General features: G+C 70.4%; 14 protein-coding genes and 1 other RNA gene. 8 read left to right on the top strand and 7 right to left on the bottom strand.

The annotated features are described in order from the left end of the window. Nucleotides 1-11 precede the first annotated feature (11 nt). From JMJ55_RS18430 to ssrA, 5 genes are all read right to left on the bottom strand, one after another. Nucleotides 12-410 carry a VOC family protein gene (locus JMJ55_RS18430; protein ID WP_202827061.1) on the bottom strand — a complete coding sequence of 133 codons (399 nt, stop codon included), beginning with the start codon at nt 408-410 and terminating at the stop codon, nt 12-14. Further along, nucleotides 410-805, bottom strand: a complete 396-nt coding sequence (locus JMJ55_RS18425) for a RidA family protein (protein ID WP_202827060.1) — start codon at nt 803-805, stop codon at nt 410-412. The genes JMJ55_RS18430 and JMJ55_RS18425 overlap by 1 nt, the downstream gene beginning before the upstream one ends. After that, nucleotides 805-2406, bottom strand: a complete 1602-nt coding sequence (locus tag JMJ55_RS18420; protein ID WP_202827201.1) for a fumarate hydratase — start codon at nt 2404-2406, stop codon at nt 805-807. The genes JMJ55_RS18425 and JMJ55_RS18420 overlap by 1 nt, the downstream gene beginning before the upstream one ends. Nucleotides 2407-2639: 233 nt before the next feature. Further along, nucleotides 2640-3140, bottom strand: coding sequence for an SspB family protein (locus tag JMJ55_RS18415; protein ID WP_202827059.1), 501 nt, complete (start codon nt 3138-3140; stop codon nt 2640-2642). A gap of 74 nt (nt 3141-3214) precedes the next feature. Further along, nucleotides 3215-3512, bottom strand: a transfer-messenger RNA (tmRNA) gene (gene ssrA / locus JMJ55_RS18410). 145 nt (nt 3513-3657) lie between these two features. On the opposite strand from ssrA, the gene thyX reads away from it, so the two are divergent. From thyX to JMJ55_RS18395, 3 genes are read left to right on the top strand one after another with little or no spacing between them, the layout of a single operon-like run. Beyond that, a complete protein-coding gene (gene thyX / locus JMJ55_RS18405) occupies nt 3658-4596 on the top strand; it encodes an FAD-dependent thymidylate synthase (RefSeq protein ID WP_202827058.1) in 939 nt (312 codons plus the stop codon). After that, the gene (locus tag JMJ55_RS18400) at nt 4593-4865 is read left to right on the top strand and encodes a hypothetical protein (RefSeq protein ID WP_202827057.1); all 273 of its coding nucleotides are present in this window, start codon (nt 4593-4595) and stop codon (nt 4863-4865) included. The genes thyX and JMJ55_RS18400 overlap by 4 nt, the downstream gene beginning before the upstream one ends. Then, nucleotides 4862-5755 (top strand): ribokinase, encoded by an 894-nt coding sequence (locus tag JMJ55_RS18395; RefSeq protein ID WP_202827056.1) that lies wholly within the window; start codon nt 4862-4864, stop codon nt 5753-5755. The genes JMJ55_RS18400 and JMJ55_RS18395 overlap by 4 nt, the downstream gene beginning before the upstream one ends. Nucleotides 5756-5838: 83 nt before the next feature. On the opposite strand, the gene JMJ55_RS18390 is transcribed toward JMJ55_RS18395, so the two are convergent. Then, complete coding sequence (locus JMJ55_RS18390; protein WP_202827055.1) at nt 5839-6999, bottom strand: Mrp/NBP35 family ATP-binding protein; 1161 nt, start codon at nt 6997-6999, stop codon at nt 5839-5841. Between the two features lie 193 nt (nt 7000-7192). On the opposite strand from JMJ55_RS18390, the gene hflK reads away from it, so the two are divergent. The 3 genes from hflK to JMJ55_RS18375 all read left to right on the top strand — a co-directional run bounded on the left by hflK (nt 7193) and on the right by JMJ55_RS18375 (nt 10994). Further along, nucleotides 7193-8386, top strand: a complete 1194-nt coding sequence (hflK, locus tag JMJ55_RS18385; RefSeq protein ID WP_202827054.1) for an FtsH protease activity modulator HflK — start codon at nt 7193-7195, stop codon at nt 8384-8386. Then, a complete protein-coding gene (hflC, locus tag JMJ55_RS18380) occupies nt 8383-9258 on the top strand; it encodes a protease modulator HflC (RefSeq protein ID WP_202827053.1) in 876 nt (291 codons plus the stop codon). The genes hflK and hflC overlap by 4 nt, the downstream gene beginning before the upstream one ends. 152 nt (nt 9259-9410) lie before the next feature. Continuing rightward, a complete protein-coding gene (locus JMJ55_RS18375) occupies nt 9411-10994 on the top strand; it encodes a DegQ family serine endoprotease (protein WP_202827052.1) in 1584 nt (527 codons plus the stop codon). Nucleotides 10995-11019: 25 nt separating this feature from the next. On the opposite strand, the gene serB is transcribed toward JMJ55_RS18375, so the two are convergent. Beyond that, nucleotides 11020-11913, bottom strand: coding sequence for a phosphoserine phosphatase SerB (serB, locus tag JMJ55_RS18370; protein ID WP_202827051.1), 894 nt, complete (start codon nt 11911-11913; stop codon nt 11020-11022). A 29-nt stretch (nt 11914-11942) separates the two neighbouring features. Here serB and miaA point away from each other — a divergent pair, with 29 nt between their 5' ends. Together miaA and JMJ55_RS18360 are read left to right on the top strand one after the other, a co-directional pair. Further along, entirely contained in the window at nt 11943-12887 is a 945-nt protein-coding gene (gene miaA / locus JMJ55_RS18365; RefSeq protein WP_202827050.1) for a tRNA (adenosine(37)-N6)-dimethylallyltransferase MiaA, read from the top strand. Between the two features lie 85 nt (nt 12888-12972). Next, nucleotides 12973-14763, top strand: a complete 1791-nt coding sequence (locus JMJ55_RS18360) for an acetolactate synthase 3 large subunit (RefSeq protein ID WP_202827049.1) — start codon at nt 12973-12975, stop codon at nt 14761-14763. Nucleotides 14764-14813 lie beyond the last annotated feature (50 nt).

Here is a 14813-nt window from a genome sequence, read left to right as displayed (position 1 = left end):
CGGCGCGGTCCTCAGGCGGAGTAGGAGGAGACCTCGATCAGATTGCCTTCTGGGTCGCGGCAATAGACCGAGCCCATGGCGCCGAGCGCCCCGGTGCGGGTCACCGGGCCCAGCTCGATCCGGACGCCGCAGGAATGGAACTGCCCGATGATCTCATCCGGCGCTACCGCCACGATGAAGCAGAGGTCCTGGGTGCCGGGCTCGCAGCGGGCGGCGGCCAGCCATTCCTCCGGAGAGGCATCGGCGGGGCGGAGATTGATCTTCTGCCCGCCGAATTTCAGCGCGACCCGGGGCGGGGAGCCGAAATCTTCCCGCTCCATCCCGAGGACGCGCTGATACCAGGAGGCCATGACCTCCACATCGCGGCAATTGATGACGAGGTGGTCCAGCCGATCGACCGCGAAGCGCATCAGGCGGAGCCTTTCCGTGGCAGGCGGGCCGTGACTTCGATCTCGATGCGCATGGCATCGGTCTGCAGCCCGGCATGGATGAGGGTGGAGGCGGGACGCGCCTGGCCGAGATAGCGCTTCACCACTGGCCAGCAGGGCTCCCAATCCTCCCGCCGAGGCACGATGAAGAGCACCCGCACGACATCGTCGAGGCTGGCGCCGGCTTCCGCCAGCGCCGCGGCGATGTTGCGGAAGGCCTGGTCGGCCTGGGCCACCACATCATCCTCGATGGTCATGCGGCTGTAGTCATAGCCGGTGGTGCCCGAGACCCAGACATGGTCGCCATCCACTACGGCGCGGGAATAGCCGATCTCCTCCTCGAAGCGGGAGCCGGAGGAGATGCGGCGCTGCTCCATCACTCCAGCCCCTCGTAGAAGTCGTTGCCTTTGTCGTCGACGACGATGAAGGCGGGGAAGTCCTCGACCTCGATGCGCCAGACCGCTTCCATGCCGAGTTCCGGGTATTCCAGCACCTCGACCTTGCGGATGCAGTCCTGGGCGAGGCGCGCCGCCGGGCCGCCGACCGAGCCGAGATAGAAGCCGCCATACTGCTTGCAGGCATTCAGCACCGCCTTGCTGCGGTTGCCCTTGGCGAGCATGACCAGGCTGCCGCCGGCGGCCTGGAAGGCGGCGACATAGCTGTCCATCCGCCCGGCCGTGGTCGGGCCGAAGCTGCCGGTGGCATAGCCTTCCGGCGTCTTGGCCGGGCCGGCGTAATAGACCGGGTGGTTCTTGATGTAGTCCGGCAGGCCCTCGCCGCGGTCCAGCCGCTCCTGCAGCTTGGCATGGGCGATGTCACGGGCGACGACCACCGTGCCGGTCAGCGAGACGCGGGTCTTCACCGGATGCTTCGAGAGCTCGGCGCGGATCTCGCTCATCGGCCGGTTCAGGTCGATGCGGACCACGTCGCCGCCGAGGATGCTGTCCGTCGCCTCCGGCAGGTAGTGGGCCGGATCGTGCTCCAGCTGTTCGAGGAAGACGCCTTCCGCGGTGATCTTCGCCTTCACCTGCCGGTCGGCCGAGCAGGAGACGCCGATGCCGATGGGCAGGCTGGCGCCATGCCGCGGCAGGCGGATCACCCGCACGTCGTGGCAGAAATACTTGCCGCCGAACTGCGCGCCGATGCCGAGATTCTGCGTGAGCTTATGGACCTCCGCCTCCAGCTCCGGGTCGCGGATGGCGTGGCCGGACTTGTCGCCCTGGGTGGGGAGGGTGTCGAGCCAGCGTGTGGAGGCCAGCTTCACCGTCTTCAGCGTGGTCTCGGCCGTGGTGCCGCCGATGACGATCGCCAGGTGGTAGGGCGGGCAGGCGCTGGTGCCGAGGGTCTTGATCTTCTCCTCGAGGAAGGCAAGCAGCTTCGGCTTGTTCAGCACCGCGCGGGTCTGCTGATAGAGGAAGGTCTTGTTGGCCGAACCGCCGCCCTTGAGGACGAACATCAGGTGAAGCTCGTCCGCATGATGCTCGCCGGGCTGCGCCATGATCGAGAGATCGACCGGAAGGTTGTTGCCGGTGTTCACCTCCTCGAACATCGAGAGCGGCGCCATCTGCGAGTAGCGCAGGTTGGTCTCGGTATAGGTGCGGTGGACGCCGTAGCTCAGCGCCTCCTCCTCGTCACCCTCGATCCAGACGCGCTGGCCCTTCTTGCCGAAGACGATGGCAGTGCCGGTGTCCTGGCACATCGGCAGCACGCCGCCGGCGGCGATATTGGCGTTCTTCAGCAGGTCGAGCGCGACGAAACGGTCATTCGCGCTCGCCTCCGGATCCTTCAGGATCTTGGCGAGCTGCTGCAGATGGCCGGGGCGGAGCAGGTGGGAGACGTCGCGGCAGGCCTGGAAGGCCAGCTCCTCGAGGGCCTTGGCAGGCACCTTCAGCACGGTCTTCCCATCGACCTCGATGGCGCGGACGCCCTCGATCGGCAGGCGCCGCCAGGGCGTGCCGTCCTCGGTGATCGGGAACATCGGGCTGTAGAGGAAATTGCCCGGGCGGGCGGGCGGCGTCACCGGGCCGGCATCGACGTCGTGCGAAGGCACGCGCAGGTCATCGGCTTGCGACGACGCGGTCAGGCTGTCTTGAGGAGGGGTCACGGGTGCTCTCCGCAGGGGCGCCGCGGGCAGGGCACCGGCGGCGCGATCATCTGCCCCGCGGCTTAGCCCAGGCTCGGGCCCAAGCCAACCGGAACCGCAAGCCGAAGCTAGTCCCGCGCCGGGCGGCGGCGGAAGCTGTCGAGGCTGACCACCTGGCTCGGCCCGGCCGCAGCGGCGGCAGCGGCCACCGGGGCCGGCTGCTCCGGCTCCTGCGCCGAAGCCTCGGGCGGCTGGCCCTGGAAGCGCAGGCCGAAGCGCACATGCGGGTCGGCGAAGGCGGTCAGCGCGCGGAAGGGCACCGTCACGGTCGACGGGACGCCACCGAAGGACAGCCCGACCGAGAAGCTGCCCGCACTCCGGTCCACCGAGAGATCCCAGAATTTGTGCTGCAGCACGATGGTCATCTCCTGCGGATAGCGGGCGCGGAGATGGCCGGGGATCGAGACGCCCGGATGATCGGTGCGGAAGGTCAGGTAGAAATGGTGTTCGCCCGGCAAGCCATTCCGTGCGGCATGCGCCAAGGCTTCCTGGACGACAGCGCGTAGCGCCTCCTCGGTCCAGAGAGCGTAGGGCAGAAGGCTTTCAGGTTGCGTTGTCGAATCGCTCATGCATCGGGCTCCGCCTCCATATAATGCGATTGTCTTCAATCACGGAAGTGGGAGCGTGCAAAAGACGACAGAAAAGTGGGGGGCTTCTGTTGCCCGGCGCCCCCCGAGCCGCGCTTACCTATTCCTAGGCAGCGAGTGCGACAGCCTCGCGGCTGTTATCGTTCGCACTTAGAATCGGCCCGATGACGGCGGAACCATGCCGGGCAAAAGCGGTCTCTTTACCACGCGCGTCGAGCCTGTTTCGCCCCCGTGATGGTGGAGGCGCCGGGCACTGCCCCCGGGTCCGCAACGATTATTTCAGACCGTGTTTATCACCATAGTCGCCGAAGCGACGGAGCAGAGATAAGCGCTCCGGCCGCGAAATACGAGAGGCGAGGGGGCTCATCTCGCGGTGAGGCGGCGGCCGATGCAGCGGCGCCACACCTGTCGCGGTGGCTGCGCTGGATCGCGCCTTCCTGAGAGCGTGACGTCACGGCTTGGGCTGGGCTACACCCCGCCCCCAGCACAGGGGACCGCGATGCCGCTCACCGACGACCAGCAGCAGGAGATCGAGGCCGCCCGCGCCGCCGAGGGCCGCACCCGCCGCCCCGTAGCACCAGGGCTGGAGGCGCTGCTCTTCCAGGCCGTGCCGGTGCTGGACCACGGCTTCGTCCGCGTCATCGACTATATGGGCGACGACGCGGCGGTGGTGCAGGCGGCCCGCGTCTCCTATGGCCGCGGCACCCGCGCCGCCAATGAGGATCGCGGGCTGATCCGCTACCTGATGCGGCACCGCCACTCGACCCCCTTCGAGATGTGCGAGATCAAGTTCCATGTAAAGCTGCCGATCTTCATCGCACGGCAGTGGATCCGGCACCGCACCGCGAACGTGAACGAGTATTCGGCGCGCTATTCCATCCTTGACCGGGAATTCTACATCCCGGCGCCCGATCAGCTCGCCGCCCAGTCCACCGCCAACCGCCAGGGCCGCGGCGAGGTCCTGGCCGGTGAGGAGGCGGCGCGGGTGCTCGACCTGCTGCGCGGCGACGCGATGCAGACCTATGACCACTATGCCTGGATGCTGAACGAGGATGCCGAGGGGCAGCCGGCCGATCCCACCCGCCAGGGCCTGGCGCGGGAGCTGGCGCGGATGAACCTCACCCTCAATACCTATACGCAGTGGTACTGGAAGACCAACCTCCACAACCTGCTGCACTTCCTCTCGCTGCGCGCCGATGCCCATGCGCAGTACGAGATCCGCGCCTATGCCGAGCCAATGCTGGAGATGGTGCGCGCCTGGGTCCCCGCCTGCCACGAGGCCTTCATGGACTACCGCATGGGCGCCGCCACCCTTTCGGCCGGGATGCTCTCCGTCGTCCGTCGTCTGCTGGCGGGCGAGCCGGTGGCGCAGCCCGGCAGCGGCCTCTCGAAGCGCGAATGGCGGGAGCTGATGGAGATGCTGGGCCGCCCCGTATGAGCGCCGCCGCCCGCCCGGCGCCGAAGCCCCGCGCCCCGCGCGCGAGCCGCCCCGCCGCCCGCGCGGCGGCCCCCCGCGCCTCCCGTCCGGCGGCGCCGGACTCGCCGCTCTCGGGCTGGCGCCGCTGGCTCTGGGTCGGCGTGCTGGTCTTCGCGGTGATGATCGGCCTGCCGCTGGCCCATGCCCTGTTCGGCGAGGTGGTGGCGCTGCTCGGCGGCACCTTCCTGCTCGGCCTGCTGATCGGCCGCTGGACGGCGCCGCGGCGGTGAGCCTTCTCGTCTTCGGCTCCGTCGCCGCGGACCTCGTCTTCGCCCTGCCGGCGCTGCCCGCGCCCGGCCATACCGTCCTCGCCCCCGGCTACCAGGCGCTGCCCGGCGGCAAGGGGGCCAACCAGGCCGTGGCCGCGGCGCGGGATGGGGCGGATACCGCCTTCGCCGGGGCGGTCGGCGAGGATGCGATGGCCGAGGTCGCGCTCTCCGGCCTTCGCGCCGCCGGCGTCGATCTGTCGCACCTCGCCCGTGTGGCAGCGCCGACCGGCTGCGCCGCGGTCTGCGTCGATCCCGCCGGGCGCAACCAGATCGCGGTCGGCAGCGGGGCGAACCTGCTCGCCGCCGCCGCGCAGGTCGAGGATGCGGCGCTGACCCCCGCCACCACCCTGCTCCTCCAGATGGAGGTGCCGGCCGCCGAGAATGCCGCGCTGATCGCCCGCGCCCGGGCCCGTGGCGCGCGGGTGCTGCTGAACCTAGCCCCCGCCGCGCCGCTGCCGGTCGAGGCGCTGCGGGCGCTCTCCCTGCTCATCGCCAATGAGCATGAGGCGGCCTGGCTCGCCACGCAGCTCGGCTGCAGCGCCGGCGCGGCCGCGCTGCGGGCGGCGCTCGGCATCGATGTCGCGGTGACGCTCGGCGAGGCGGGGGCGGAACTGGCTTCCGCCGCCGGCCCGGTCCGGGTGCCCGCCTTCCCGGTGACGCCGGTGGACACGACCGGCGCCGGCGATGCCTGGTGCGGCGTGCTCGCCGCCGGACTCGATCGTGGCTTGCCGATGGAGGCGGCGATGCGCCGCGCCTCGGCCGCCGCCGCCATCGCCTGCACCCGCCCCGGCGCCGCCATGCCGGCGGCGGCCGAGACCGAGGCCCTGCTGGCTCGTCCTGGATCGGCCTGACGGTCGCCAAGCCGATCCAGGACGAGCGTTCATCAAGCCGGCGATTTACACCCTAAGTGGTTCCCACTCAGGGCGATCGCGGGCTACTCGATGACGATGCGCGGGCCGGAGGGTGCCTCCGCCCCGTTCAGCTTGGCCCAGAGCCGCGCCGCCATGCGGCGATAGGTCTGCGCCTCCTCCGTCTCCGGCTTGGCGGCGACGATCGGCGTGCCGGCATCGGCGAGCTTGCGGATCTCGAGCTTCAGCGGCAGCGCGCCGAGGAATTCCACGCCCATCCGCTCCGCCTCGGCCCGCGCCCCGCCATGGCCGAACAGCTCGTCCCGGTGGCCGCAATTCGGGCAGCAGTAATAGGACATGTTCTCGATGACCCCGAGCACGGGGACATGCACCTTCTCGAACATCTTCACCCCGCGCCGGGCGTCGATCAGCGCCACGTCCTGCGGCGTCGAGACGATGACAGCGCCGGCCAGCGGCACGCGCTGCGACATGGTGAGCTGTGCATCGCCCGTCCCCGGCGGCATATCCACCACCATGATGTCGAGCGCACCCCACTCGACCTGACCCATGAGCTGCTCCAGCGCGCCCATCACCATCGGGCCGCGCCAGATCATCGCCGTCTCCTCCTCGACCAGGAAGCCGATGGACATGGCCTTCAGGCCCCAGCGGCTGATCGGGATGATCCGCTGGCCCTCGGTCCGCGGCCTCTCCCGCGTGCCGAGCATCTGGGGGAGGGAGGGGCCGAAGATATCCGCATCCAGCAGCCCGACCCGCAGCCCCTCCGCCGCCAAGGCAACGGCGAGGTTGACGGCAGTGGTCGATTTGCCGACGCCCCCCTTGCCGGAGGCGACGGCGACGATCTTGTTCACTTCGGGCAGCAGCATCGGCCCCTGGCCGGCCGGCGCCTTCGGGCCAGAGGGGGGGCCAGGGCGGGGGCCATGGCCATGCGCATGCGGGGTGGCCCCGCCGGCGCCGCCGGGCTTCGGCCCCTGCGGCTCGCGATGCGCGGTCAGCACCGCGGTCGCGCTCAGCACGCCGGGCACCGCGGCGGCCGCCCGTTCGGCTGCCTGGCGCAGCGGCTCCATCTCCCGCGCCTGCTCGCGCGGCACCGCGAGGGCGAATTGCACCAGCCCGTCCCGCGCCGCGAGGCCCTGGATCATTCCCGCCGCGACCACGTCCTGACCCGTCGCCGGATCGCGGACGGAACGCAGCGCGGCCCGCACCGCATCGGCCAGTTGTTCGGACATCGCTTGAAAATCCCCCTTGTCCCGCCAATATCGCGCCCGCCTGTGGCGCGTCATGCGTGCGGGCACCCGTCGCCCGGCCGGGCCTGTCATATGGCCGGGGCGCCGTCGCGCATCCAGCCCCAAACGTGCCGGAGGGCGCGTTCAGGGCCTGCCGGTGGCCAAATCAACAAGGCAGCGGAGGCCGGACCAAACAATGGCGCTGAACAGTGGCGGACCCAGCCCCTGGGGGAATCCCCGACCGGGCGGGCCGTGGGGGACACCTCCACCCGGGCCTCCGGGGGGCGGCCGCGGCCCGGGCGGGCCGGGACCCGACCTCGACGACCTGATCCGCCGTGCGCAGGACTGGGTCCAGACCTATCTCTGGGCGCCCCGGGGCGGCGGCAGCGGGCGCATCCTGGCGATCATCGCCATCCTCGCCCTCGGCATCTGGGCCGCCAGCGGCATCTACCGGGTCCAGCCGGATGAGGAAGGCGTGGTGCTGCGCTTCGGCGCCTATAACCGCAATGCCACCCCGGGCCTGAACTACCACCTGCCCTGGCCGGTCGAGACCGCGCTGACCCCGCGCGTCACGACCGAGAACCTGATCTTCATCGGCTTCCGCTCGGGCGATCCCAGCCTGCCGCGCGCCGGCTCCGGCCGCGACGTGCTGGAGGAGTCGCTGATGCTGACCGGCGACGAGAACATCATCGATATCGATTTCGTCGTCCGCTGGCGCGTCCGCGACGCGGCGGAATTCCTGTTCAACACCCGCAACCCCGAGACCACGATCAAGTCGGCCGCCGAGAGCATGATGCGCGAGGTGATCGGCCGCACCCCGATCCAGCCGGCCCTCACCGAGGCGCGCGGCCAGATCGAGACCCAGGTGGCCCAGGGCACCCAGGCCATCATGGACCAGTACAAGGCCGGCGTCGCAATCACCCAGGTCCAGCTCCAGAAGGTCGATCCGCCGGCGGCGGTCATCGAGGCCTTCCGCGACGTGCAGCGCGCCGCCGCCGACAAGGAACGGCAGCGGAACGAGGCCGAGGCCTATCGCAACGACATCATCCCCCGCGCCCGCGGCGAGGCGGAGCGGATGATCCAGGAAGCCCAGGGCTACCGCGACAGCCAGGAGGCCCGCGCGAAGGGCGAGGCGACCCGCTTCGTCAGCGTGCTCGGCGCCTATCGCCAGGCCCAGGACATCACCCTGCGCCGGCTCTATCTCGAGACCATGGAGGACATCCTGCGGCGCAACCCGAAGGTCATCGTCGATGACCGGCTGCAGGGGCTGGTGCCCTTCCTGAACCTGTCCGAGCCCGGCGGGCGCCCCGCCCGGCCGGCGACACCCGCGACGCCCATGCCCGGCATGCCGCGGCCGCAACAGCCGCAGCAGGGGGGGACCGGCCGATGAACCGCCTTGCCGTTGCCGGCGTGGTGCTGCTCTTCGCGCTCTTCGCCCTCATTTCCTCGCTGTTCACCGTGCATCAGACCCAGCAGGTGCTGATTACCCAGTTCGGCGAGCCGCGCCGGGTGGTGCGGGAGCCGGGCCTGAATGTGAAGGTGCCCTTCATCCAGACGGTGATCCCCTTCGATCGCCGCCTGCTCGATTTCGACGCCCAGGGGCAGGAGGTCATCCTCGGCGACCAGCGGCGGATCGTGGTGGATACCTTTACCCGCTACCGGATCACCGACCCTCTGCGCTTCTACCAGACCGTCGGCGCGACGGAGAACGGCATCCGGCTGCGGCTCGGGCCCATCGTCTCCTCGACGCTGCGGAACAGCCTGGGCAGCGAGACGCTGCTGGCGGTGCTCTCGGCCGACCGCGCCCGGATCATGGGTGAGATCCGCCAGCGGGTGAACACCGAGGCCCGCAGCTTCGGCATCGAGGTGACGGATGTCCGCATCCGCCGCGCCGACCTGCCGGAGGAGAATACCCAGGCCATCCTGTCGCGCATGCAGTCCGAGCGCGAGCGGGTGGCGCGGGAACAGCGCGCCGAGGGCGCCGAGCAGGCCCAGCGCATCCGCGCCCAGGCCGAGCGCGAGCGGACGGTGCTGATCGCCGAGGCGCAGTCGCAGAGTGAGATCCTGCGCGGCCAGGGCGAGCAGACCGCCATCCGCATCTTCGCCGAGGCCTTCCAGCAGGATCCGGACTTCTTCCAGTTCTGGCGGACCATGCAGGCGATGCGGGAAGCCTTCTCGGATGGCGACACGCGGCTGCTGCTGAGCCCGGATAGCGAGTTCTTCCGCTACTTCCGCGGGTTGCAGGCGCCCGCGCCGCAATGACCTGAAACGGGGAGGGGACGCGGCCCGGCCGTGTCCCCTCTCGGCTGGCGGATTAGCCGCCAGTCCCCAACTAGCCTAGGCTGCCCGTCAGCCCTTCCGGTGGGACCCGCGTTGAACCCGCGCCGCTCCCCTTCGCAATCGAGGTGTCGCCGATGCGTCTAGCCCATCCCGCCCTGGCCCTGATGCTTCTCGGCCTGCCCGCCCTGGCCCAGGGCCAGACCACGCCATCCCCGACCTCTCCCGCCCCGGTGGCGCCGCTGCCGGCGCCGGTGACCGGCGCCCAGCCGAACAATGCCCCGCCGGCGGTGCCGATGCGGGATGTCCCGCCCTCCTTCGCGCCGCTGGCGCGGCAGCTCCTGCCGGCCGTGGTCAATATCTCGACCACGCAGAACGTCCAGGCCCGGGCCAACCGGCCCGATGCGCCGGACATGCCGCAGGCCCCGCCCGGCAGCCCCTTCGAGGAATTCTTCCGCGACTTCTTCAACCGCAACCGCCCGGGCCAGGGGCCAGGGCAGGGCCAGGAGCAGCCGCAGCGGCCGCGCCGGGCGCAGTCGCTCGGTTCCGGCTTCATCATCGACACCAGCGGCATCGTCGTCACCAACAACCACGTCATCGACGGCGCCGACGAGATCAACGTCATCCTGCAGGACAACACCACGATCCGGGCGGAGCTGCTGGGAACCGATCCGCGGACCGACCTCGCGGTGCTGCGGATCAAGACCGACAAGCCGCTGCATGCGGTGCAGTTCGGCGACAGCGACACGGCGCAGGTCGGCGACTGGGTGCTGGCGATCGGCAACCCCTTCGGCCTCGGCGGCACCGTCACCGCTGGCATCGTCTCGGCCCGCGGCCGCGACATCCGCCAGGGCATGTATGACGACTTCATCCAGACCGACGCCGCCATCAACCGCGGCAATTCCGGCGGGCCGCTGTTCAACCTGGAAGGCCAGGTGGTCGGCATCAACACCGCAATCTACTCGCCCTCCGGCGGCTCGATCGGCATCGGCTTTTCCATCCCCTCCAACCTGGCGCGCAACATCACCGCCCAGCTCCGCGACGGCGGCAAGGTGCGGCGCGGCTGGCTCGGCGTGAACATCCAGGGGGTAACGGACGAGATCGCCGAGAGCCTCGGCCTGCAGGGTGGCGGCCGCGGCGCGCTGGTGGCCCGCGCGCAGGAGGACGGGCCCGCGGCGCAATCCGGCATCAAGAATGGCGACGTGATCCTCCGCTTCAACGGGCAGGAGGTGCGGGAGATGCGCATCCTGCCGCGCATCGTGGCAGAGACCCCGGTGGGCCGGCAGGTGCCGGTGGTGGTCTGGCGCGACGGCAAGGAGCAGACCCTCAACGTCACGCTGGGTGAGCTGCCGGCTGAGCCGCAGCAGGCCGCCGCGACCCCGCAGCCCGCCAACCGTCCGACCGAGCTTTCCGGCCTCGGCCTCCGCGTCGCGCCGATCTCGCCCGAGACGCGCGAGCGCTTCAGCCTGAAGCCGGAGCAGCGCGGCGTGGTGATCATGGAGGTCGCCCCCGACAGCCCCGCCGCCGAGCGCGAGCTGCGCCCCGGCGACGTGATCGTCGAGGTCCAGCAGGAGAGGGTGACGAGCCCGCAGGAGGTCCAGGCGAAGCTCGAGCAGCTCCGCCGGCAGAACCGGCCGAGCGCCCTGCTGCTGATCGAGACCGCCCAGGGCCAGCGCTTCGTCCCGCTGCGCCTGCGCGGGGAGCGCGGCAGCCCGGGCTGAACGGCGCCCTCGTCGCGGGCTGGGTTCAGCCCGCGACGATCTCCGACGCCCGGTAGCCCTGCACGAAGAGCAGCGCCCGGAGATCGGCATGATCGACCCGCGCCCGCGCCGCGGCGGCGACCACCGGCTTGGCGCGGAAGGCCACGCCCAACCCCGCCGCCCCCAGCATGGCGAGGTCGTTCGCCCCATCCCCCACCGTCAGCGTCGCCGAGAGCGGCAGACCGAGTTCCGCCGAGAGCCGCTTCAGCGTGGCGAGCTTGGCGTCGCGGTCGAGGATCGGCTCCTCCACCCGCCCGGTCAGCTTGCCATCTGCCACGCCCAGGGTGTTGGAGTAGTGGGCATGGAAGCCGAGCCTCTCCGCCACCCGCCCCGTGAAGAAGGTGAAGCCGCCCGAGACGATGGCGCAATGCGCGCCATGGGCCCGCATGGTGGCGACCAGCGCCCCGGCGCCGGGGGTGATCTCGGTCGCCGCCCAGGTCTCCTCCAGCGCCGCGACATCGAGGCCTTTCAGCATGCCGACCCGCTCGACCAGCGCCTGGCGGAAATCCAGCTCACCATTCATCGAGCGGCGGGTGATGGCGGCGATCTCTTCCTTCAACCCGGCATAGGCGGCCAGCTCGTCCAGCGTCTCGCTGGTGACGATGGTGCTGTCCATATCGGCCAGCAGCAGCCGCTTGCGCCGGCCCTCGGCGGGGATGGCGATGGCATCGATCGGCGCCCCCTCCAGCGCGGCCGTGGCGGCGGCCATCGCCTGTTCGGGCGAGAGGCCGGCGAAGGGGATGTCGGCCGCCTCCTCCGGCGCCAGCCAATCCGGCGTGCCGGCATCGGCACCGAGCGCGGTGAGCGAGGCACGCAGCCGGGCGAGGGTCGCGGCGGCCAGGCCGCCGGCCGGCGCCACCAGGGTGAGGATATGGGACATGCGGCGCGGGATATGACGGCGCGGGCGGCATGACGCAACATCCGCTCGCCCTGCTCCTCGCCGGCCCGACCGCCAGCGGCAAGTCGGCGCTCGCACTGGCACTGGCGCGGCGGTTCGGTGGCACCGTCATCAACACCGATTCCATGCAGCTCTACCGCGAGTTGCGGGTGCTGACGGCCCGGCCGACGCCGGAGGAAGAGGCGCTGGCCCCACATCGCCTCTATGGCATCCGGCCCGCCGCGGAGGCCGCCAGCGTCGCCTGGTGGCGGGATGCGGCGCTGGCCGAGATGGGGCGGGCAAGCCTGCCCATCCTCTGCGGTGGCACCGGCCTCTATTTTCTCTCCCTCACCGAGGGGCTGTCGGCCATCCCCCCCATCCCGCCCGAGGCGCGGTCGGAGGCGCGGGCATTGCTGGAGCGGATCGGCGCCCCGGCGCTGCATGCGCGGCTGGATGCCGAGACGGCGGCGACGCTGCGCCCCGGCGACAGCCAGCGCATCGCCCGCGCCTATGAGGTGCTGATCGGCACCGGGCGCGGTCTGGTCGCCTGGCAGCGGGAGGGGGCGCGGACCGGCCCCGCCCCCTGGCGCTTCGCCGCCATCCGCCTCGATCCGCCGCGGGAGGCGCTGCGCGCCGCCATCGCCGCCCGCTTCGACGCCATGCTGGCGGGCGGCGCGCTGGAGGAGGTGGCGGCCCTGCTCGCCCTGGGCCTCGACCCCGCCTTGCCGGCCATGCGGGCGCATGGGGTGCCGGAACTGGCTGCCTATTTGCGCGGGGAGATGCCGCTGGCGGCGGCGCGGGAGCGGGCCATCCTCAACACCGGGCAGTACACCAAGCGGCAGGCGACTTGGTTCCGCCACCATGATCTGGCCGCCCCGAGCAAGACGCATATCATCCATGCGCGGATCGCCGATAGCGCGCAATTTCAGGAAAGCGGACTCGCGGAAATCTTCGCATTTGTTGAGAAGCGGCGTTGACCTGCCCGGGAGAGGGGTCTAAGCCTCCGCCTCCGCTGCGACCCGGTCCAACCCGGCGTGGCGATGTATGTTCGAGGAGCCCGCCATGTCCGCCACCCTTCAGACGACCGAGACACGCACCATGACCGGTGCGGAGATCGTCCTCCAGGCGCTGAAGGACAATGGCGTCGAGGTCATCTTCGGCTATCCCGGCGGCGCGGTATTGCCGCTCTACGACGCGCTGTTCCAGCAGAACGCTATCCGCCACATCCTGGTCCGGCACGAACAGGCGGCGGTGCATGCCGCCGAGGGTTATGCGCGGTCCACCGGCAAGGTGGGCGTGGTGCTCGTGACCAGCGGCCCGGGCGCGACCAATGCGGTGACCGGCCTGGTGGATGCGCTGATGGACAGCATCCCGGTGATCTGCCTCACCGGCCAGGTGCCGACCCACCTCATCGGCAATGACGCCTTCCAGGAAGCCGATACCACCGGCATCACCCGCCCGGCGACCAAGCACAACTACCTGGTCAAGGATATCAAGAAGCTCGCGGGCACGGTCCACGAGGCCTTCTACGTGGCGAAGTCCGGCCGGCCCGGCCCGGTGGTGATCGACCTGCCGAAGGACATCCTGATCGGCAAGGGGCCCTACAACGAGGCGCCGCAGGCCCCGCATCGCAGCTACCGTCCGCAGACCGAGCCGGACATGACGAGCATCCGCGCTGCGGTGCGGCTGCTGAAGGGCGCGCGGCGGCCGATCGTCTATGCCGGCGGCGGCGTCATCAATGCCGGGCCCGAGGCCTCGCGCCTGCTGGGCGACTTCGTCCGCATGACTGGCATGCCCTGCACCCACACGCTGATGGGGCTCGGCGCCTTCCCCTCCGAGGACCCGCAATTCCTTGGCATGCTGGGGATGCACGGGACCTACGAGGCGAACCTCGCCATGCATGGCTGCGACGTCATGCTGAATATCGGCGCCCGCTTCGACGACCGGGTGACGGGGCGGCTCAACGCCTTCTCGCCGAATTCGAAGAAGATCCACGCCGATATCGACCCCTCCTCGATCAACAAGAACGTCAAGGTCGACGTGGCCATCGTCGGCGATGCCGGGGCGGTGCTGAAGGCGCTGATCGAGTGCTGGCAGGCCGATGAGCAGCCGCAGGACCGTGCCGCCATCGCCGAGTGGTGGCGCGCCATCGATGGCTGGCGCGGCACGGGCTGCCTGCAGTACCGGCAGGAAGGCAGCATCATCAAGCCGCAGCATGCGGTGAAGCGCCTGTATGAGATCACCCGCGAGATGGGGCGCGAGACCTTCATCACCACCGAGGTCGGCCAGCACCAGATGTGGGCGGCGCAGTATTTCGGCTTCCAGAAGCCGAACCGCTGGATGACCTCGGGCGGGCTCGGCACCATGGGCTACGGCCTGCCGGCGGCGATGGGCGTGCAGATCGCCCACCCCGATGCCCTCGTTATCGACATCGCCGGCGAGGCCAGCATCCTGATGAACATTCAGGAGATGGGGACGCTGGCGCAGTACCGGCTGCCGGTGAAGGTCTTCATCCTCAACAACGAATATATGGGCATGGTGCGGCAGTGGCAGGAGCTGCTGCATGGCAGCCGCTACTCCGAGAGCTATTCTGAGGCGCTGCCCGATTTCGTCCGCCTCGCCGAGGCCTTCCATGCCCGCGGCATGCGGGTGACGGAGGCGAGCCAACTCGACGATGCGATCCGCGAGATGATCGCGCATCCCGGCCCGGTCATCGCCGATATCGCCGTCGCCAAGGATGAGAATTGCTTCCCGATGATCCCCTCGGGCGCGGCGCATAACGAAATGATCCTAGCCCCCGGCCAGGAGGGCGGCGTCACCGGCGTGACGGATGAGGGCAAGGTCCTGGTCTGACCGTTCCGCTCTTGCCGATCCTCCCCGGGGCGGCTACGCCCCGCGCGCAC

The organism is Belnapia mucosa (assembly GCF_016775475.1).
Lineage (GTDB): Bacteria > Pseudomonadota > Alphaproteobacteria > Acetobacterales > Acetobacteraceae > Belnapia > Belnapia mucosa.
This window is presented reverse-complemented; position numbering and strand designations above follow the sequence as displayed.

What these genes read in the sequence shown, in the direction of transcription:
- JMJ55_RS18430 (WP_202827061.1), bottom strand. Translation starts at nt 410, where the DNA reads ATGCGCTTCGCGGTCGATCGGCTGGACCACCTCGTCATCAATTGCCGC.
- JMJ55_RS18425 (WP_202827060.1), bottom strand. Translation starts at nt 805, where the DNA reads ATGGAGCAGCGCCGCATCTCCTCCGGCTCCCGCTTCGAGGAGGAGATC.
- JMJ55_RS18420 (WP_202827201.1), bottom strand. Translation starts at nt 2,406, where the DNA reads ATGTTCCCGATCACCGAGGACGGCACGCCCTGGCGGCGCCTGCCGATC.
- JMJ55_RS18415 (WP_202827059.1), bottom strand. Translation starts at nt 3,140, where the DNA reads ATGAGCGATTCGACAACGCAACCTGAAAGCCTTCTGCCCTACGCTCTC.
- thyX (WP_202827058.1), top strand. Translation starts at nt 3,658, where the DNA reads ATGCCGCTCACCGACGACCAGCAGCAGGAGATCGAGGCCGCCCGCGCC.
- JMJ55_RS18400 (WP_202827057.1), top strand. Translation starts at nt 4,593, where the DNA reads ATGAGCGCCGCCGCCCGCCCGGCGCCGAAGCCCCGCGCCCCGCGCGCG.
- JMJ55_RS18390 (WP_202827055.1), bottom strand. Translation starts at nt 6,999, where the DNA reads ATGTCCGAACAACTGGCCGATGCGGTGCGGGCCGCGCTGCGTTCCGTC.
- hflK (WP_202827054.1), top strand. Translation starts at nt 7,193, where the DNA reads ATGGCGCTGAACAGTGGCGGACCCAGCCCCTGGGGGAATCCCCGACCG.
- hflC (WP_202827053.1), top strand. Translation starts at nt 8,383, where the DNA reads ATGAACCGCCTTGCCGTTGCCGGCGTGGTGCTGCTCTTCGCGCTCTTC.
- JMJ55_RS18375 (WP_202827052.1), top strand. Translation starts at nt 9,411, where the DNA reads ATGCGTCTAGCCCATCCCGCCCTGGCCCTGATGCTTCTCGGCCTGCCC.
- serB (WP_202827051.1), bottom strand. Translation starts at nt 11,913, where the DNA reads ATGTCCCATATCCTCACCCTGGTGGCGCCGGCCGGCGGCCTGGCCGCC.
- miaA (WP_202827050.1), top strand. Translation starts at nt 11,943, where the DNA reads ATGACGCAACATCCGCTCGCCCTGCTCCTCGCCGGCCCGACCGCCAGC.
- JMJ55_RS18360 (WP_202827049.1), top strand. Translation starts at nt 12,973, where the DNA reads ATGTCCGCCACCCTTCAGACGACCGAGACACGCACCATGACCGGTGCG.